Genomic DNA, 18,367 nt, shown 5'->3' on the forward strand with positions numbered 1-18,367 from the left:
GCTATCAAAACATATTTTCCTTAAATTCGGCTGCTAGCAAAAACGAATGTTCCCTTATATACTTAACAAATCATTTTATGGCTTATTAGTGATGCTGGGCATTGTGGTGGTTGTTTTCTTTTTGTTTAACATTCTGCCTGCCGATCCGGCCCGTATGACCATGGGACAGCGATCCGATGTGCAATCATTGGAGGCGGTGCGTAAAGAGCTCGGCCTTGATAAGCCGATGCCAGTGCAATTTGCCCTTTTTCTTAATGATGTTTCTCCTATAGGTTTGCACGGAACCGACTCCGTGAGCAGGGCCAAATATCATTATCAGCAATTGTTTAAGGTAGGGAAAGATGAGGCTATTGTTTTGAAATGGCCCTACCTGCGCCGCTCTTATCAAACTAAAAAGGAAGTATCAGAAATATTAAGGGAAACTATTCCAAATACACTTATTCTGGCGGTTACCGCTATGGTGTTCGCTTCGGTTATAGGTATTGCTTTAGGAGTGGTTTCGGCAATTAAAAAAGACAGCTGGATCGATAAAGCTTCCATCGGATTTTCGATTATCGGTATTTCGGCGCCTTCCTTTTTTGCAGGGATCATCATTGCCTGGCTGTTTGGTTTTGTGTTAAGTGATTACACGGGCTTAAACATGTCGGGAAGTTTACACAACTATGATCCTTTTAAAGGGGAAGTGCTAACGTTGAAGAATCTCTGGCTGCCAATGATCACCTTGGGTTTGCGTCCTTTAGCTATTATCGTGCAGTTAACTCGAAGCTCCATGCTGGATGTGTTAGCCATGGATTATATTCGCACCGCAAGGGCAAAAGGACTGAGCAATTATTCGGTGGTGCTAAAGCATGCGCTACGAAATGCCTTAAATCCTGTTGTTACCGCAATTTCGGGCTGGTTTGCCTCCTTAATTGCCGGTTCCTTTTTTATCGAATATATTTTTGGATACAATGGTTTAGGGAAAGCTACTGTTGATGCTCTTGGCTTGGCCGATTTTCCGGTAGTTATGGGCTCTATCCTTTTCTGCGGATTTATTTTCGTCGTCCTTAATATTTTGGTGGATGTGCTTTATGGAGTATTGGATCCCAGGGTAAGGGTGAGGTAGGGTCTATCGTTAGCGGTGATTTTAGATTCTTAATTTTGTTATGAAGAATATAAACATTTATTACTTGTTTGTTTTAGAGACAATAATTTACTGGTTGTTTCTGTTAGATCCCTTTAAAAATGAGCCAATAAAACGGAATTATAAAAAACTCATAAGTAATCCTACGTTTTTCTGGGTAAATTTTACAATAGCAGCGCTGTTTTTCATATATGGATTAGCTTATTGTTCCAAGCAGAATGCTTTTTTCTTTACTTTTATGCCTCTTTACTTTATTCTATTAGTTAAGTTTATTAATTCAATTTTCATTAATTCTTACAATAGAGACTTTATCTTTCTTATGAAACATGATCGGTATAAAACGCAGTTTGTGGATAAAATATGCAGTATTTTACTTCATATACTTCCATTTGTTTTAGCGCTTATTACATTTTTCTATTTAATTGATCTTAAAAAGTAAAGTTATAGATAATTGATATTTGCTAATTTGGAAATGTTGAATTAAGAAGGTGCAATTTCCTCTTTTCACTGATTTATTGTTAACCTGAAATCTAAAATCTAAAATTGAAAGTATTCTTAATTGGCTTCATGGGAGCCGGAAAAACAACTTTTGGAAAACGGCTGGCAAAAAGAATAGATGTGCCTTTTTTCGACCTAGATCATTTAATTGAAGCGTTTACGGGAGGTTCTGTAGCTGATTATTTTGCCAAATATGGTGAAGAAAAATTCCGTGAACTGGAAAAACAGGTATTGCAAACTCAGGAACTTCCCGACAACTTTGTTCTCTCAACGGGTGGCGGGGCTCCTTGTTTTCACGATAATATGCAATGGATGAATGCCAATGGTAAAACGATTTACCTGCAGCTTGCTCCAAAAGCAATTGCCGGACGTTTAGAAAACGCTAAAGAAGAGCGGCCTTTAATTAAAGGGTTGAAAGGAGAAGAATTAGTGAGTTTTATTGAAGAACGACTAGCTGCAAGAGAAAGTTTTTATAAGCAGGCGCAGTTTATTGTTGATGGCTTGAGCGTTAACCCCGATGCGGTTGTTGAATTGTTAACGCGGCAGTGGTAATATGAGTTCTGTTCAGGAGCAAATAGTTTGCCCCCAAACAGAAAACATACCTTGCTTGGTTTAATTTTTGGGTTTGAATTTCTCAACCGCATTGCTAACCGGTTTTACCGTCCGCAAATACGCATAAATCGCTTTAAGGTCTTCGTCTTTCATTTGCGCGTACATCGACCATGGCATAAGTGAATTAAAATCTGCTGGAGCAACAGTTTTAGTATAAATACTGCTATCGCGATACGTTTTAAACTTATTTAAAAATTGCTCCTGGCTCCAGCTGCCAATACCCGTTTTAACATCGGGACTAATGTTTGCCGACGATAAAACGCCGCCTGGCATTTCAAATGAACGTCCTCCGCCAAAATCCATCCCTTTAAGGAATTCGCCTTTGTCAACCTGCGTATGACAGTCGAAACAAGCAGCAGCGGTTACCATGTATTTTCCATAGTTAACAGTGTCAGTTGGTACAGGCATTTTTTGCAGGTTCGCTTTTGCAGGTATTGTATTGATGATAAAGTTCATCGGGAAATCCGATTGTGATTCAGTAACTGCATTTTCGATAGACGGTAATGTTCTAATGTAAGCGATCACTGATTTTATATCCTCTTCATCTAATTTACCGTAGCTGGCATGTGGCATCACAGGGAAAATAGGTTTTCCGTTTTTTCGAACACCTTCGGTAATTGCTCTAAAGATCTCCCCATCGGTCCAGTCGCCAATGCCGGCAGGGGTAATATTGGCTGCAAAATAAACTCCCGGGAATCCCATTTTCTGGTTAAACTCATCACCACCCTGACCCAGCGTGCCCGGAGTAATAGGGCCTGAAAACTTGGTCCAATCACGCTTGCTGTGACAATCCATACAAACCGTTACCGAATTCGCCAAATACTCGCCACGTTTAATGCGCTCAGGCGTAAGCTCCACTTTCATTTCACGAGCCGGGCCCACATTTGGAAATGCCGTCTTAACATATACTCCTAACCCTACTACCACAATTACAATAAACAGGAGTATATACCCCAGGACCTTAAAAACTTTTTTCATCTAGATTGATTTTTATAATTATAAATAATGAAAATACTATTTAAAGAATGCTTTGCAAACTTTTTTCGATTTAAATAGCTAAAATTCTGTTTGTTATAGGTGTTGATTTGAAGCGGTGGATTTCGTTCCTTTTTGCTATATTAATTGGGAGTTCTACCCCGATTTGTTCTACCTAAATTCTCATTTTTGTACCATGATTGATGCTGCGCGTATTGTGCTTAAAAAACACTTTGGTTATGATGAGTTCCGACCCCTTCAAAGTGAAATTATTTCATCCATTCTTTCTAAAAATGACACCTTAGTTTTGATGCCCACAGGTGGAGGTAAATCCATTTGCTTTCAGGTGCCGGCTTTGGTATTGGGTGGTTTATGCGTGGTAGTCTCTCCTTTAATTTCGTTGATGAAAGACCAGGTGGATGCACTCAGGATGAATGGAATTGAAGCTGCTTTTTTAAATAGTAGCCTTACGTTTGAAGAAGAGGAAGTCATCGTTGAAAAGTGCATTTCCAATACGATCAGCTTGTTGTACCTGTCTCCCGAAAAGCTTAAAGGCAGTTTAGCCATGCTCGGAAGGTTTAATGTAAAGTTGTTCGCAATTGATGAGGCACATTGCATTTCTTCATGGGGTCATGATTTTAGGCCCGAATACACACAGCTAAGCGGCATTAAGAATCGTTTCCCAGAGGTGCCGGTTATAGCCCTTACCGCTACCGCCGACAATGTTACCCGGCGGGATATAATCAGGCAACTGAGTTTAAAAGAACCTAAAACTTTTGTGGCTTCTTTCGATCGCCCCAATCTAAGTTTGGATGTGAAAAGTGGGTTAAAAAGCCGTGAAAAGGATAGCGAGATCATCACGTTTATTAAAAATCGCAAACAGCAATCGGGCATTATTTATTGCCTGAGCAGAAAAATCACGGAAGAGCTTGCCGAGAAGCTGTTGAATCACGGTATAAATTCGGCAGCTTATCACGCCGGTTTAAGTGCCGAGGAACGTAACAGTGTACAGGATGATTTTATAAATGATCGTGTTGGTGTGGTATGTGCAACGGTTGCTTTCGGCATGGGTATCGACAAATCTAACGTCCGCTGGGTGATCCATTACAATCTGCCAAAAAATATCGAAAGTTATTACCAGGAGATCGGTCGCGCGGGAAGGGATGGATTAAAGAGTGAAACCATCTTGTATTATAGCTTGGGTGATCTGGTTTTACTGACCCAGTTTGCTGAGCAAGGCCAGCAGCGTGAGATCAATCTGGAAAAGTTAAAGCGCATGCAGCAATTTGCCGAAGCAGATATATGCCGGAGGAAAATTCTGATCAATTATTTTGGTGAAAGTCTGGAGCAAAACTGTGGTAATTGTGATGTATGCCACAATCCGCGAAAACATTTTAATGGCACTTTATTGGTTCAAAAAGCGCTTTCTGCATTGGCGCGGATCAATGAGCCTGTAGCAACCAATATGCTGATCGATGTGCTGCGTGGTTCGCACAAAGCGGAATTGATCGCTAAAGGGTTTGACAAGATAAAAACTTATGGAGCCGGCAGTGACCTGAGCGTTAACCACTGGCAACAGTTTATCATGCAAATGCTTAATCAGGGCATTCTGGAGATGGCTTATGACGAAGGCTTTAGCCTGAAAATTACCGGTTTGGGTAAAGAGATCTTATTCGGAAAGAAAACAGCCGATCTGGTATATCCGGTGGTTAGAGAGCCTAAGAAAACCAAAGTGGTTTCCATGGAAGAGCAGGAACGGATGCCAGTACAAACTTCGGATGAGAAACTGTTTGACGATCTGCGCCGTTTACGACGCGAATTTGCTGAGAGGGAGGATGTGCCTGCTTATGCCATTTTCAACGACGCAACGTTAGAACGAATGGTGGCCGAAAAGCCTCAATCCGAAGCAGCGTTTTTAACGATACAAGGAGTAGGACAGCGAAAACTGGAGAAATATGGCCAGCGGTTCATGGAGTTAATTACCTTGCATATTAACCGTGGATCTAAGTCGGGCTCTTCAAAAGGAAACACCTTTAAAGAAACCTTGTATTTATTACAGCAGAATCTTTCACCGGAAAGAATAGCGTTTATCCGAAAAATGAATGTTCAAACGGTTTTTTCACATATTGCCCAGCTGTACCTGATCGGTGAAAAGATCGACCTGATGAAATTCGTTTCATCCGAAGAAATAGAAAAAATACAAATGGCACAAAAGGCTATTGGCAAGAGTGAGGCTTTAAAAGATTACTTTGAATTTCTGCAAGGTGCATTGCCGCATTATAAGATCAGGTTGGCATTGGCATGGATCGAAAAGAATAACTAACGCTACTTAGTTGTAATAGCTTCATATTCATCGTTTTTGCTTAAATTTAAGCTACACCAATCTATCGCTCTCTATGAAATCGCTCCGTTGGATATTAGTTGTTGCGATCGTTAGCTGCAGCCACTTATTATTTGCTCAACAAAAAACAGTTGACAGCGCCCAAACATCAGCCATCAAAAATCTCGAAAGAAGAATTGAAGAACAGGAGGAATTCAAGAAAAGAGTAAGTGAAGAAGTCAGTGACCAGTTTAAAGGGGAGCTTTCTAAATGGCTGCTCATTATTGGCGGTGTGGTTACGGTTTTGGGTTATTTCGGTATTAAAGAATTTGATAAATACCTTACACGTGGCATTGAAAAGAAGATAGATATGCTCACCTCTGAGAGGTTTAAAGAACAGTTTGAAACACTTTCAGCACGGTTAGACCGCCTTTATCAGCTGTTCACTTTAAGGCTTAATTTGGATGAAGTAAGAAGAAACGCCGAGGACAATGAAAAACCCAAATATCCTAAAATTGAAGAAACCATGGCCCTTGTTGATGAAGCGATGCACCTGGGTGATGATATACTTGCCGCCTATATAATTGACCGATTGGTGCCTTTTCATTTCAGCCAAAGCCAGTACGAAAGCCTCGACAAAATTTGGATGAAATATAACGAAAGGATAAAGTTTAGTGATTCGACCTGTGCAAACATTGCTATTGCCTACATGGGTTTATATATCGAAAACACAGTGCCAAGAAATAAAGAGTTATGCCTGCTTGCCTGTGATAGAGCCAACGAAATAGTTTTTGACTATGGTATTCCTATGGCCGTAAGACTTATCATTTATATGATCGATTACGAGAGAAGTTATGTTGAATCAGAAAAGGAAATGGAAAAAACGAATGCGATAAAACTGCTCCGTCGCATATCAAGCGGTACCTTAAATGTAATGGCTTATGAAACGTACAATTATATCGACATAAGTAAAGATAAGCGCTATTCTAAAAAGTATGTTGAATTGCTGTATCAACTGGCACCGGATGAAATGAAGGCGCTGAAAGCTAAATTTGATGCCCATATCAAAGCTACCGGTATCACACCAACGGCCCCTGATGGCACCGCTAATGCTGTAAATGTAGAAGAGGTTGTTTCGGCAATTACCAAAGGACAGAAACCAACGCTCGCTCAGCTGGATGTTTTATTGGATTCGTTATTGAATTTACCTGATAAAACCCAAATGCAGGCGGCTATTCGGAATATGGCCCAGTTACTCTATGTTAACTGGCACTACGATGAACTCTATCATCTTTGGAAGAAAAACCGCCCTGAGCTCAACAACGATTTTCAAATTTCAAATTACTTTTCTGCTGCCTTTATTGGCAAGTACCTTAAAACAAAAGACAAGATCTTTAAACAAGAAACCCTTGATGCAACAGCACGCAGTTTAGCCGTTTTGCCTGATGCCGGTGTGCCTATGGCCATTAGGATTGCCCTGGAAGCTATTGATTTTAAGAGAATATCAGGTAAGAAAATTAAGGAAGATGCTATCGCAAAGGCAAAATTGATAGCGGCTGAAATAAATAAATCGGCCGCAAAGGAAACTTCGCAGGAAGCCTTTGGATATATCGAAGATCTGGCCATTACGTATCCGGATGAAAAATTGGTAGAAGTTATCTGGAAAATGATCCCGGATGAAATGGAAGAAATGAAAAAACTGGCAGCAGTTTGATAGGTTGAAAAAGGAAAAGTTTGAGAATTTGAAAATAAGAGCGGGCTCAAATCTTCAAATTCTCAAACTTCAAATTGATTTAAGCTCGTTCTTCCCAAACCTGGGCAATATTTACAATCGTTTCAACAGCTTTTTGCATATCCTGAACCGAGGCCCATTCATGCTTAGAGTGAAAAGCATGTTCTCCGGCAAAAACATTCGGGCAAGGTAATCCCATGAACGAAAGGCGTGAACCATCAGTTCCTCCACGGATGCTTTGTAATTTAGGCTCTAAACCGCTTCTGCGGATGCCTTCCAATGCATTTTCAATTACTTGCGGATGCAGGTCAAGCACTTCTTTAAAGTTTCGGTATTGCTCGCTCACTTTAATTTCATATCTCGAAAAAGGATAATTAGCAATTACCCGATCAGCAATTTGCTTGATCACCTCTTCATGTTTAGCCAGATTAGCCGTAATATGGTCGCGAATGATAAAGCTGACACTAGCTAGTTCAACGTTTCCTCCAATTTCTACCGGGTGAACAAATCCTTCTTTTGCTTCAGTGGTTTCGGGAGAAAGATGATCTTTTGGAAGCGCTGACACAATTTCGCTGGCGATTTTAATGGCGCTTTCCATTTTGCCTTTCGCAAAACCCGGATGTGAACTTACTCCATAAACGGTGATCTTTAATCCATCGGCAGAGAAGGTTTCATTTTCCAATGACCCCAACGTTTCTCCGTCCATGGTATAGCCAAAATCGGCGCCCAGCTTAGTCATATCCACATTATTTACCCCTCGACCTACTTCTTCATCAGGTGTGAACAGAATGCGGATTTTGCCATGCTTCACCTCGGGATGGTTGATGAAATAATTCGCCGCATCCATAATTTCCGCTACGCCGGCTTTATTATCGGCGCCCAATAGGGTAGTGCCGCTGGCAGTAATTATATCGTTTCCAATTTGGTCGGCAAGGTCAGGATGATCGGCTTTTTTTATGATTTGGCTGTTGTCATCCGGTAAGATCAAATCCTGCCCCTGGTAATTTTTATGAATAATTGGTTTTACACCCGCTCCACTGCAATCTGGCGACGTATCCACGTGTGAGCAAAAACATAAAACCGGAACATCTTTATCAGTGGTAGCCGGAATGGTGGCATACACATATCCGAAATCATCCAGATGGGCGTCATCAATGCCAATGGCTTTCAGTTCATCCACCAAAATTCGGCTTAAGTTTTTCTGCTTTTCGGTAGTAGGAGAGGCCGTTGAATGCGGATCAGATTGGGTATCAACCTGCACATAACGCATAAAACGTTCGGTAACGGTGAAATTATAATTGTTCATAAGGGTATAAATTGATATAAGAAAAAAGAGTCAAGAAGCAAGATCCTGGTATAATGACTTGTTCTTCACTCTTTATTCTTTAATTATTTTGAATTTTATTGATTTTTGACTCTTATGTCTTAGCTTATACCAAATACACGGCATCCTCTTGTCCCGTCTCCCCTAAAACCACATCCACATGCTCTTGAGCAACAGTAGAAAGTTCAATTCCTACGAAATCATTATGAATAGGGAACAACTTATGGCTACGGTCAACCAGTACTACCGTGCGAACCTTTTTGGTAGGAATATTTAAGAAGAGACCTAGTCCGTAAACCAGGGTTCGGCCGGTATTCAAAACATCATCCACCACAATAATTACCTTGTTCTCGCACTGTTCAATAGGCACATCAGTGCTAGCATTGAGCGCACTACTGGTTTTTTCGAGATCGACATTAACCAGCTTAACCTTTATACTGCTAATTGCTTCAATCACCTTTTTTAAACGTGCAGCCAGTGTGTTTCCGCGCGGAACAATACCTGCCAGCACAATCTCAGCTTCTTCAAAATTGTCTTCCAAAATCTGATAGGCGATGCGGTCAATCTTTTGTTGGATCTGTTTCTTGTCGAGAATCTTTATTCTTGCACTCATGTGTTCGATTTAAGAAATAAAAATAAAGGTTAATAGCACAATTGGCAACTTATCTATTTATAAGGATAAAAAACAAAGTTTGCACCTTCGGGAACCACTACAAACAAACACATAAATGTTTTAGGGTCTTTAAAGTTATTTACAAAGTATTCCTGACGTTCTTTAGCAATGATATTCTTTTCGGTAAATTCCTCAAGCGTTGAAGCGTTAATGTTCCAGGAAGTTTTTAGCTCATTTCGGTTCAATATGGTTTGTCCCAAACTAACCTCATGCTGATGGGCAACAAAAATCGGAAAGTCCGAAAGTTTTGCTTCCATAATATCTATAGCCACCTCATGGATAGCTTCATTATATATACTCAGGTCCTTTTCAAGTGTAACTAATGGGCTTGGACCCTTCGGTTTTTGTTCGTTTTCGAATTCCATCGTAATAATTTTGAATGAAAGAATGGATGAATGCTGGAAAATAGAATGATCTAATTCAGCTTTAATTCAATCATTTTCTTTTTAGCAGTACCACATTTTCAACATGCACGGTTTGCGGAAACATATCCACCGGCTGAATTTTTACCACCTCATATTTTTCTTTTAACAAAGCCAGGTCTCTTGCCTGTGTAGCTGGATTGCAGCTCACATAAACAATTTTCTCAGGTTCCATTTCATTGATGCGTTCCACCACATCAGCATGCATACCTGCCCTTGGCGGATCGGTGATCACCACATCAGGTTTGCCGTGTTGCGCAATAAATTCAGCGTTTAAAACATCTTTCATATCGCCGGCATAAAACAGGGTGTTTTCAATACCGTTGATAGCTGAATTTATTTTAGCGTCCTCAATCGCATCAGGCACGTATTCAACACCAACAACCTGCTTTACATTACGGGCCACAAAATTGGCAATGGTTCCGGCTCCTGTGTACAGGTCATAAACAAGTTCATGTCCTTTCAGATCAGCAAATTCTCTGGTGATCTTATATAGATGATATGCCTGTTCTGAGTTAGTTTGATAGAACGATTTAGGAGAGATCTTAAACTTGATCCCTTCCATTTCTTCAAAAATATGATCGCGCCCGTTAAAGGTGATCACTTCCTGGTCGAAAATAGTATCGTTACGTTTTTGGTTAACAATGTATAACAGTGAAGTAATTTGAGGAAACAGCTCGTTTAGGTGTTTCATCAAACCGTTTATTTTCTTCTCCTGATGCTCGGCAAAAACAACAATAACCATCAGCTCGCCCGTGCTGGCCGTGCGTATGATCAGGTTTCTCAGAAAGCCCTGATGCTCTTTTAAATCATAAAAGCTTAATTTATGTTCAAGGGCATAGGTTCTTACAGCATTTCTGATCTCGTTTGAAGGTTCCTGCTGTAAATAGCAATGCTGTATATCAATGATCTTATCGAAGCGTAAGGGAACGTGAAATCCTAAAGCATCTGATTGTTCAAGATCATCCCTGTTGATCATATCTTCTTCAGTAAGCCAGCGCTTATTAGAAAATGTGAACTCCATTTTATTTCGGTAATAGGTGGTTTTTTCAGACCCGAAAATAGGAGTAAGGTGCTTTGTGCTAATGCCGCCAATGCGTTCAAGAGCATCAACAACTTGTTTTTGCTTAAACTTAAGTTGTGCTTCGTAACTTAAATGCTGCCATTTACAGCCACCGCAAACGCCAAAGTGAGAACAGAAAGGTTCCGATCTGTATTCAGAAGCTTTATGAAGCACATTGATTTTACCTTCAAAAAGCTGTTTTTTTCTATATAGTACATTAATATCCACTACATCTCCCGGAACCGCCTTGTCAACGAAGATAACCCGGTCTTCATGTTTTCCTATTGCACGCCCATCATGAGCAATGTCTACAATCTCTACTCCCTCAGCAATGTAGGGTTCAAACTTCTTTTTTGCCATCAGGCTGCAAAAGTACAATTTTTAAGGTTGAGGTTAAATATTAAAGCAAACCCGCAGTTTGTTTGCAGGTATTTCAATAACTTCATAATAGCTATTTAAACACCGGTAATGAAAAAGTACTTAATTGCTTTGCTGCTATTGATATCTTCGGGCATAGGATCCAAAGCCTGTTCAATCTTATATTTTATTGATAAAAGTACCGGAAAGATATATGCCGTAAACAACGAGGATTATTGGTATGATGTAAAGCCATATATTAAAATAATGCCGGCAAAGAAAGATGAGTTGGCCCGCTTATGGTACGGATGGGATGATTTTGCCCAAGGTGGAATAAATCAGGAAGGCTTGTTTTTTGACGGTGCAGTAACTCCTGATCAAAAGAATACTAAAGGCTGCAAAAGTCCAAAGGGAAATACCGGCAATAAAATTCTTGCCACCTGTAAAACAGTGGAGGATGCCTTGAAGTTTATCGAAGCAAAAAATATATGCTTAACCAACGGACATTTATTGTTTGGTGATAAGACCGGTAATGCTGCTGTTGTTGAATGGGTAAATGGTGAACGGAAAATAATCAGAATTTCAGGAGATCATTTGATGGTAACCAATTTCCTTTTATCGGATCCAACTCAGGGGAATTATCCTTGTCGCCGATACGAGGCGATGGATCAGGAAATCAAAAGGCTGGAAAGTCTTGCTCAGCCCATAAGTTTTAAAGATGTTGGAAATATTGGAGCCAAGGCGGTTCAGCCTAAGATGGTTGCGAGTGATGGTAAGGAAGGTGGAACGTTATATTCGACTTTTATTTATATAAGCGATATGGAGTTTGTCTTGATCTATAAGCTTGACAATAAAAAAATGACTAAACTGAACCTTAATGATGTTTTTAAGCAGACGAATGAGCAAATTATTTATCTCAATTGACCTTATGATATATAAAAGAAAACCCCATCAATATTTCTACTGAATGGGGCTCAACCTAAACCAATTTATCTATGAAACTTTAAATTTTGAACAGCTTTAATAATGAAACGCCAAAAACCACTTTTTGGTTTGCTGTAGAACTCAAATTTTTTTTCGAGTTCTAGCGAGAAGTCTTTAAGCTCGCGTCTCATACCTTGAATGTTTAATTCATGCAACAAAAATAGGGTAATTATACCAAAAACCAAAACGGTATAAAGGTAAAATTTGTGTAGGAGTTACACTAAGTAGTGTAATAAAGGTTATACAAAGGCTCCCCTGATCAAGTAAGGGAGGATTTCATTGCGGAAGATGATGAAGTTTTTTTTCACATCGGCCTCGGTAACTGAAGTGAAAGCGAAAGAAAAGACAATGTTTTTACTGGCCGAGACCAAAAAATAAATGCTTTTTGCATGATCACTGCCTGGTTGAATGTTTCTTACTTTCAATACCATGTCCATGATCAAGCTTTCAATTTCGTTGGAAAGGTTTTTAAGAAAGGCCTGGGCGTTAGCCGATTCGCGGATAAAGCCCCAGCCGATAAACTCATTACAAGCTGTATAAGTTAATCGGCTGGCCTTTAATATAAGGTCTGAAATTTCTTCGGTGCTTAATTTTGGCTGATTCACATCAACCGATGCGGCAAGTTCCTGAATATGCTTCTCTAAATAGTCCATAATAATGACATTGAGAATCAGTTCCTTGCTTTCGAAATATTTATAGATGGTGGCTTTTGCCAAATTAGCTTTAGCGGCAATCTCATTTACGCTCGTTTTATGGTAGCCATAACGGCGAAAGAGATGTTGAGCAGCGTTTTTTATACTAATTGATATTTTATCTACATCCATCTATATAGGTTCCTTAAATAATTTCTGACTGGAATTGTTTAAGGAAACGAACGTCGTTTTCAAAAAACAGTCGTAAATCTTTTATTTGGTACTTAAGCATGGTAATGCGTTCAATACCCATTCCAAAGGCAAAGCCGGTATATTTCTTAGAGTCGATACCGCAGTTTTCCAAAACGTTTGGATCAACCATGCCACAACCTAAAATTTCAACCCAGCCACTGTATTTACAAACGTTACAGCCTTCACCTCCACAAATCATACAGGTTACATCCATTTCGGCTGAAGGCTCAGTGAAAGGGAAGAAAGAAGGACGGAAACGAACTTCAGTTCCTTTGCCGTACAGCTCTTGTACAAAATAATAAAGAGTTTGTTTAAGGTCGGCAAAAGATACATTTTCATCAATGTATAAACCTTCAACCTGGTGGAATATACAGTGCGCACGAGCCGAAATGGCTTCGTTGCGGAATACACGGCCAGGCATAATAGCACGGAACGGTGGTTTACCGTTTTCCATCATACGAACCTGAACCGATGAAGTATGTGTACGCAAGGCAATATCGCCTTTATCTGAACCGGTATCTTTTTTAATGAAGAAGGTATCCTGCATATCGCGGGCAGGGTGCTCTTCGGGGAAGTTCAGTGCGGTAAAGTTATGCCAGTCATCTTCAATTTCCGGACCTTCAGCCACATTAAAACCAATACGCGAGAAGATCTCTACAATTTCTTTTCGAACAAGGGAGATCGGGTGGCGCGAACCGATATTTACCGGGTTACCTGGTAAGGTTAAATCAATGCCACTTTGCTGTTGCTGGTGATTTTCGAATTGCTCTTTAAAATCATTGATCTTTGCCTCAGCAGCCTGCTTGCATTCATTTAATACTTTACCTAAAGCGCGTTTCTCTTCAGGGGTAGTTTGTTTAAATTCTTCAAACAAATCGCCGATAATTCCTTTTCTACCCAAAAACTTAATACGGAACTGTTCCAGTTCGTCGGCCGTTGTCGGAGTAAACGCATTGATCTCCGCTATGTAACCCTCAATTTTCGATTGCATGGTGGCAAAGATAAAATTTTTAAACATCCCTGTATCAATCAATAAGTCATAAAATAAACCAAAAACTAAAAGAGTATTAATAATCGTAGCAGCAAAAGCCTTGGTGTTCAGAGAAATGGTATAAGTAGACAGGCTGATACCATAAAATAGGCTCAGCTATATGGCGATATGGAAGTTTTTTTATAAAATACTTTTCCACAAAATAGCTTTCAGCATTCTGTTTTTCAGTAAAATAACTCATATTGAAGCTTTATTCATTTTTAAAAGTACCCCGAAACAGAAAAACGGATTGGGTAAAAACTCTTATTTTTACCGATTGATTACAGCTATGGACAAAAGGTGGATTACACATTCGGAATATAATAATGAAGTTGTTGACTTGCTGGAACAGGAACTGAATGTTTCACCGGTTATTGCCAAATTACTTCAAAAGCGCGATATCAATACTTTTGAAGACGCAAAAAGCTTCTTTAGGCCGGATATAAATCACCTGCACGACCCTTTTTTGATGATGGACATGGAAAAGGCCATCATCAGAATTGAACAAGCCATTAAAAATCAGGAGAAAATTTTGGTTTATGGCGATTATGATGTTGATGGAACTACTTCTGTTTCGTTGGTCTATAGTTTCTTCAAAAAATTCTACAACCATCTCAATTATTACATCCCTGATCGTTACAAAGAGGGCTATGGTGTTTCCTTTCAAGGCATTGATCACGCACAAGAAAATGGCTTTAGTTTGATCATTGCGCTTGACTGCGGGATTAAATCGATCGACAAGGTTGAATATGCCACTGAACGCGGGATCGATTTTATTATTTGTGATCACCACTTGCCGGGAGATGAAATTCCTGCAGCGGTGGCTGTACTCGACCCCAAAAGGAAGGATTGCGAATATCCATATAAGGAACTTTCGGGTTGTGGTATTGGTTTTAAATTGATTCAGGCATTTGCCGAAAAAAATAACCTTCCCTTCAGCTACCTGGAGGATTATCTTGACCTGGTGGCGGTAAGTATCGCTTCTGACATTGTTCCGATCACCGGCGAAAATCGCACACTGGCTTTCTTTGGCTTGAAACGCCTGAACGAAAATCCATGTGAAGGTTTAAAGGCGTTGATCGATCTTTCGGCCCAAAAGGAAGAACTGACTATTACCGATATCGTTTTTCAAATTGGTCCGAGGATAAATGCCGCGGGGCGAATTGATGATGCCAAGCATGCTGTGCATTTGCTGATCTCGGGCAACTCAGAACTGGCTACCGAAAAAGGACAAATTGTAAATCTTAAAAATGCCGAACGTAAGGAATTCGACAACAGTATAACCGGTGAAGCATTAGCAATGATAGACAATAATCCATCACTGCAAAATCGCAGATCTACAGTGCTGTTTTCGCCAAACTGGCATAAGGGAGTGATCGGGATTGTTGCTTCACGCTTAATAGAAAAGTATTACCGGCCTACTATTATCCTAACCGAGTCGAACGGTAAAGCCACAGGTTCAGCACGCTCAGTTAATGGTTTTGATATTCACGAGGCAATTGGCGCTTGTAGCGATTTGCTGGAACAATACGGAGGACATAAATACGCTGCCGGATTAACGATCAGCCTCGATAAGGTGCAGGCATTTATTGATAAGTTCGAAAACATAGTTGCTTCTACTATTGAAGAGCGTTCTCTTTCTCAGGAAATTGAGATCGATGAATACATCAAACTTTCGGAAATATCACCAAAATTGTTGCGGATAATTAAACAATTTGCTCCTTTTGGTCCCGGAAACATGAAACCTGTTTTTGCTGTACGCAATGTTTATAGCACCGATGTTCAGATCGTAGGAAATAACCATCTTAAATTTAACGTTTATCAGTCGGAGGGATATAAGTTTGATTGTATCGGCTTTAATTTAGGCGTGCATTATCAGCGTATAAGAAAAGGAATTCCGTTTGATGTTTGCTTTACCATTGAAGAAAATACCTGGAATGGGAAAACCACCATTCAGTTGAATGTAAAGGATATTAAATAACAAACTGCAGCAATATCAATCTGCTGCACAACTAATAAATTGCCTCATAAGGGGTTAAGCAAAGCTATTTATGCTTGAGTTAAGAGCCGAAAACCTGGTAAAAACCTATAAAAAACGAACGGTGGTAAACCACGTATCGTTTAATGTTAAACAAGGCGAAATTGTTGGATTGCTTGGTCCTAACGGAGCCGGTAAAACCACCTCTTTTTACATGATTACCGGCTTAATAAAGCCTAATGACGGTCATGTTTTTTTAGATAATCAAGAGATCACTTACGATGCCATGTACAAACGTGCACAAAAAGGTATCGGTTACCTGGCTCAGGAAGCTTCGGTATTTCGTAAGCTAAGTGTGGAAGATAATGTAATGGCCATTTTGGAAATGACCGGCTTGGGTAAGGAGGAGCGCCATGAAAAACTGGAAAGCTTGCTTACGGAATTTAGTTTGCAGAAAGTTAGAAAAAACAGGGGAGATCTGCTTTCGGGCGGTGAGCGTCGCCGTACTGAAATTGCCCGTTGCCTTGCCGTTGACCCTAAGTTCATTTTATTAGATGAGCCTTTTGCTGGTGTTGACCCGATTGCTGTGGAGGAAATTCAAACCATTGTTGCCAAATTAAAGACCAAGAATATTGGTATTTTAATAACGGATCACAACGTTCAGGAAACCCTGTCGATTACCGATAGGGCTTATTTGCTTTTTGAGGGCTCGATACTAAAATCGGGAACCGCCGAAGAGCTTGCTGCCGATGAACAAGTGAGAAGGGTTTATCTTGGCAGGAATTTCGTATTACGTAATAAAGTTTTGTAATTTAAGACGCTTTAACCCTCATAACTTTATGTCGATCATCAATAATATTGTTTCATGGATAATGAAAAAGCGCATTCATCAGATTGAGCTTTTTATGAAGTATCCGCATGAAGTGCAGGAAGAATGGTTATCAAACCTGGTAAACACTGCCAAAAGCACTGAATGGGGGAAACAATATGACTTTAAATCGATAAACAGCTCAAAGGACTTTAAACAACGCTTCCCAATTCAAAATTATGACACGCTGAAGCCTTTCATTGAACGGATGATGCGTGGTGAAAAGAATATCCTTTGGTCGAGCAATATTACCTGGTTTGCTAAATCATCAGGTACTACCAGCGATAAAAGTAAATTCATTCCCGTAAGTGAAGAGTCGCTGGAAGAATGTCATTTTAAAGGTGGCAAGGACATGCTGGCCATCTATTGCAATAACCGACCAGAAACTAAAATGTTTACGGGTAAAAGCCTGGTAATGGGCGGCAGCCATCAGATCAATCAGTTAAATGATGAATCGAGCTATGGTGACCTTTCAGCAGTATTAATACAAAACCTTCCGATCTGGGCTGAATTTCTTCGGGTTCCGGATTTATCAATTGCATTAATGGATGAATGGGAGGCTAAAATTGAAAAAATGGCCCATGCTACTATGCATGAGGATGTAACAAGCATCAGTGGCGTTCCAACCTGGACGATAATTTTAGCCAAACGGATTTTAGAGCTGACCGGTAAAAATAACTTGCTGGAAGTATGGCCTAACCTCGAATTATATGTGCACGGCGCGGTGAATTTCACACCTTACCGAGAGCAATTCAAAAAACTGATCCCATCTTCGGATATGTATTACCTCGAAACGTATAACGCTTCAGAGGGTTTCTTTGGAATACAGGATCAAAGCGATAGCTCTGAAATGTTGTTGATGCTCGATTATGGCATTTATTATGAATTTTTGCCAATGGAAGATTATGGGAATCCATGGGCGAAAACGCTTGATTTAAGTGAAGTAGAGCTTAATAAAAATTACGCTATCATCATTTCTACAAATGGTGGTTTATGGCGCTACTTAATTGGCGACACCATTAAGTTTACCAGCTTAAATCCGTTCCGCATTCAGATTACAGGCCGTACCCGTCATTTCATTAATGCATTTGGCGAAGAATTGATCATTGATAATGCCGAACAGGCCTTAACTATTGCCACTAAATCAACTAATTCAATTATTAAGGATTATACAGCCGGACCGGTTTACTTTTCGGATGGTGAGTCAGGAGGGCATGAGTGGATCATCGAATTTGATAAACGCCCTGATGATATTGAGAAATTCATAGCATTGCTTGATGAAAATCTGAAGAAACAAAATTCAGACTACGAAGCTAAGCGTCATAAAGATATAGCACTGCGCAAACCGGTTGTTCACGTTGCTCCTCAGGGAACATTCTATAATTGGATGAAAAGCAGGGGTAAATTAGGCGGTCAACATAAAGTGCCTCGCTTGGCTAACGATCGTAAATACCTTGATGAGTTACTGGAAATATTGGTAGAGCAGGCGGTATAAATAGACGCTGCTTCTGCAGACAATTTCCA

Annotated in this window: 15 protein-coding genes; 8 read left to right on the plus strand and 7 right to left on the minus strand. The window is 40.0% G+C overall.

Annotated features, from left to right (window positions below):
• Positions 1–46 precede the first annotated feature (46 nt).
• Together C3K47_RS02185 and C3K47_RS02195 are read left to right on the plus strand one after the other, a co-directional pair.
• Positions 47–1,105, plus strand: a complete 1,059-nt coding sequence (locus C3K47_RS02185) for an ABC transporter permease (RefSeq protein WP_103787431.1) — start codon at positions 47–49, stop codon at positions 1,103–1,105.
• A 561-nt stretch (positions 1,106–1,666) separates the two neighbouring features.
• Positions 1,667–2,173 (plus strand): shikimate kinase, encoded by a 507-nt coding sequence (locus C3K47_RS02195; RefSeq protein WP_103787433.1) that lies wholly within the window; start codon positions 1,667–1,669, stop codon positions 2,171–2,173.
• 60 nt (positions 2,174–2,233) lie between these two features.
• Here the strand turns inward: C3K47_RS02195 and C3K47_RS02200 are convergent, their stop codons facing one another.
• Positions 2,234–3,211: a c-type cytochrome gene (locus tag C3K47_RS02200; protein ID WP_103787434.1), complete on the minus strand. Its 978-nt coding sequence runs from the start codon at positions 3,209–3,211 to the stop codon at positions 2,234–2,236.
• A gap of 193 nt (positions 3,212–3,404) precedes the next feature.
• On the opposite strand from C3K47_RS02200, the gene recQ reads away from it, so the two are divergent.
• Both recQ and C3K47_RS02210 read left to right on the plus strand, forming a co-directional pair.
• Positions 3,405–5,531 carry a DNA helicase RecQ gene (gene recQ, locus C3K47_RS02205; RefSeq protein WP_103787435.1) on the plus strand — a complete coding sequence of 709 codons (2,127 nt, stop codon included), beginning with the start codon at positions 3,405–3,407 and terminating at the stop codon, positions 5,529–5,531.
• Between the two features lie 73 nt (positions 5,532–5,604).
• Positions 5,605–7,242, plus strand: coding sequence for a hypothetical protein (locus C3K47_RS02210; protein WP_103787436.1), 1,638 nt, complete (start codon positions 5,605–5,607; stop codon positions 7,240–7,242).
• Between the two features lie 79 nt (positions 7,243–7,321).
• On the opposite strand, the gene pepT is transcribed toward C3K47_RS02210, so the two are convergent.
• From pepT to rlmD, 4 genes are all read right to left on the minus strand, one after another.
• On the minus strand, positions 7,322–8,566 hold the full coding sequence (gene pepT, locus C3K47_RS02215) for a peptidase T (protein ID WP_207765220.1): 1,245 nt from the start codon (positions 8,564–8,566) through the stop codon (positions 7,322–7,324).
• Between the two features lie 124 nt (positions 8,567–8,690).
• Entirely contained in the window at positions 8,691–9,197 is a 507-nt protein-coding gene (locus tag C3K47_RS02220; RefSeq protein WP_103787438.1) for a phosphoribosyltransferase family protein, read from the minus strand.
• Positions 9,198–9,250: 53 nt separating this feature from the next.
• Positions 9,251–9,622: a hypothetical protein gene (locus tag C3K47_RS02225; protein ID WP_103787439.1), complete on the minus strand. Its 372-nt coding sequence runs from the start codon at positions 9,620–9,622 to the stop codon at positions 9,251–9,253.
• Positions 9,623–9,692: 70 nt separating this feature from the next.
• Positions 9,693–11,102 carry a 23S rRNA (uracil(1939)-C(5))-methyltransferase RlmD gene (gene rlmD, locus C3K47_RS02230; RefSeq protein WP_103787440.1) on the minus strand — a complete coding sequence of 470 codons (1,410 nt, stop codon included), beginning with the start codon at positions 11,100–11,102 and terminating at the stop codon, positions 9,693–9,695.
• 108 nt (positions 11,103–11,210) lie between these two features.
• On the opposite strand from rlmD, the gene C3K47_RS02235 reads away from it, so the two are divergent.
• A complete protein-coding gene (locus tag C3K47_RS02235) occupies positions 11,211–12,023 on the plus strand; it encodes a carcinine hydrolase/isopenicillin-N N-acyltransferase family protein (protein ID WP_103787441.1) in 813 nt (270 codons plus the stop codon).
• A 299-nt stretch (positions 12,024–12,322) separates the two neighbouring features.
• Here C3K47_RS02235 and C3K47_RS02245 read toward each other — a convergent pair whose 3' ends face one another.
• Entirely contained in the window at positions 12,323–12,907 is a 585-nt protein-coding gene (locus tag C3K47_RS02245) for a TetR/AcrR family transcriptional regulator (RefSeq protein ID WP_103787443.1), read from the minus strand.
• Positions 12,908–12,920: 13 nt separating this feature from the next.
• A complete protein-coding gene (pheS, locus tag C3K47_RS02250; protein ID WP_103787516.1) occupies positions 12,921–13,958 on the minus strand; it encodes a phenylalanine--tRNA ligase subunit alpha in 1,038 nt (345 codons plus the stop codon).
• A gap of 328 nt (positions 13,959–14,286) precedes the next feature.
• Between pheS and recJ the strand changes: the two genes are divergently transcribed.
• The 3 genes from recJ to C3K47_RS02265 all read left to right on the plus strand — a co-directional run bounded on the left by recJ (position 14,287) and on the right by C3K47_RS02265 (position 18,338).
• Positions 14,287–15,978 carry a single-stranded-DNA-specific exonuclease RecJ gene (recJ, locus tag C3K47_RS02255; protein WP_103787517.1) on the plus strand — a complete coding sequence of 564 codons (1,692 nt, stop codon included), beginning with the start codon at positions 14,287–14,289 and terminating at the stop codon, positions 15,976–15,978.
• Between the two features lie 70 nt (positions 15,979–16,048).
• Positions 16,049–16,786 carry an LPS export ABC transporter ATP-binding protein gene (gene lptB / locus C3K47_RS02260; RefSeq protein WP_103787444.1) on the plus strand — a complete coding sequence of 246 codons (738 nt, stop codon included), beginning with the start codon at positions 16,049–16,051 and terminating at the stop codon, positions 16,784–16,786.
• Positions 16,787–16,814: 28 nt separating this feature from the next.
• Positions 16,815–18,338, plus strand: a complete 1,524-nt coding sequence (locus C3K47_RS02265; protein ID WP_103787445.1) for a GH3 auxin-responsive promoter family protein — start codon at positions 16,815–16,817, stop codon at positions 18,336–18,338.
• The last annotated feature ends 29 nt before the right edge of the window (positions 18,339–18,367 follow it).

The sequence above is a fragment of the Solitalea longa genome (assembly GCF_002920915.1).
GTDB lineage: Bacteria > Bacteroidota > Bacteroidia > Sphingobacteriales > Sphingobacteriaceae > Solitalea > Solitalea longa.

Excerpts from the sequence above, each read along its gene's own strand:
- rlmD (WP_103787440.1), bottom strand. The coding sequence starts at position 11,102 with ATGGCAAAAAAGAAGTTTGAACCCTACATTGCTGAGGGAGTAGAGATT.
- C3K47_RS02245 (WP_103787443.1), bottom strand. The coding sequence starts at position 12,907 with ATGGATGTAGATAAAATATCAATTAGTATAAAAAACGCTGCTCAACAT.
- C3K47_RS02185 (WP_103787431.1), top strand. The coding sequence starts at position 47 with ATGTTCCCTTATATACTTAACAAATCATTTTATGGCTTATTAGTGATG.
- C3K47_RS02220 (WP_103787438.1), bottom strand. The coding sequence starts at position 9,197 with ATGAGTGCAAGAATAAAGATTCTCGACAAGAAACAGATCCAACAAAAG.
- lptB (WP_103787444.1), top strand. The coding sequence starts at position 16,049 with ATGCTTGAGTTAAGAGCCGAAAACCTGGTAAAAACCTATAAAAAACGA.
- C3K47_RS02200 (WP_103787434.1), bottom strand. The coding sequence starts at position 3,211 with ATGAAAAAAGTTTTTAAGGTCCTGGGGTATATACTCCTGTTTATTGTA.
- recJ (WP_103787517.1), top strand. The coding sequence starts at position 14,287 with ATGGACAAAAGGTGGATTACACATTCGGAATATAATAATGAAGTTGTT.
- pheS (WP_103787516.1), bottom strand. The coding sequence starts at position 13,958 with ATGCAATCGAAAATTGAGGGTTACATAGCGGAGATCAATGCGTTTACT.
- C3K47_RS02235 (WP_103787441.1), top strand. The coding sequence starts at position 11,211 with ATGAAAAAGTACTTAATTGCTTTGCTGCTATTGATATCTTCGGGCATA.
- C3K47_RS02225 (WP_103787439.1), bottom strand. The coding sequence starts at position 9,622 with ATGGAATTCGAAAACGAACAAAAACCGAAGGGTCCAAGCCCATTAGTT.
- pepT (WP_207765220.1), bottom strand. The coding sequence starts at position 8,566 with ATGAACAATTATAATTTCACCGTTACCGAACGTTTTATGCGTTATGTG.
- C3K47_RS02210 (WP_103787436.1), top strand. The coding sequence starts at position 5,605 with ATGAAATCGCTCCGTTGGATATTAGTTGTTGCGATCGTTAGCTGCAGC.
- C3K47_RS02265 (WP_103787445.1), top strand. The coding sequence starts at position 16,815 with ATGTCGATCATCAATAATATTGTTTCATGGATAATGAAAAAGCGCATT.
- recQ (WP_103787435.1), top strand. The coding sequence starts at position 3,405 with ATGATTGATGCTGCGCGTATTGTGCTTAAAAAACACTTTGGTTATGAT.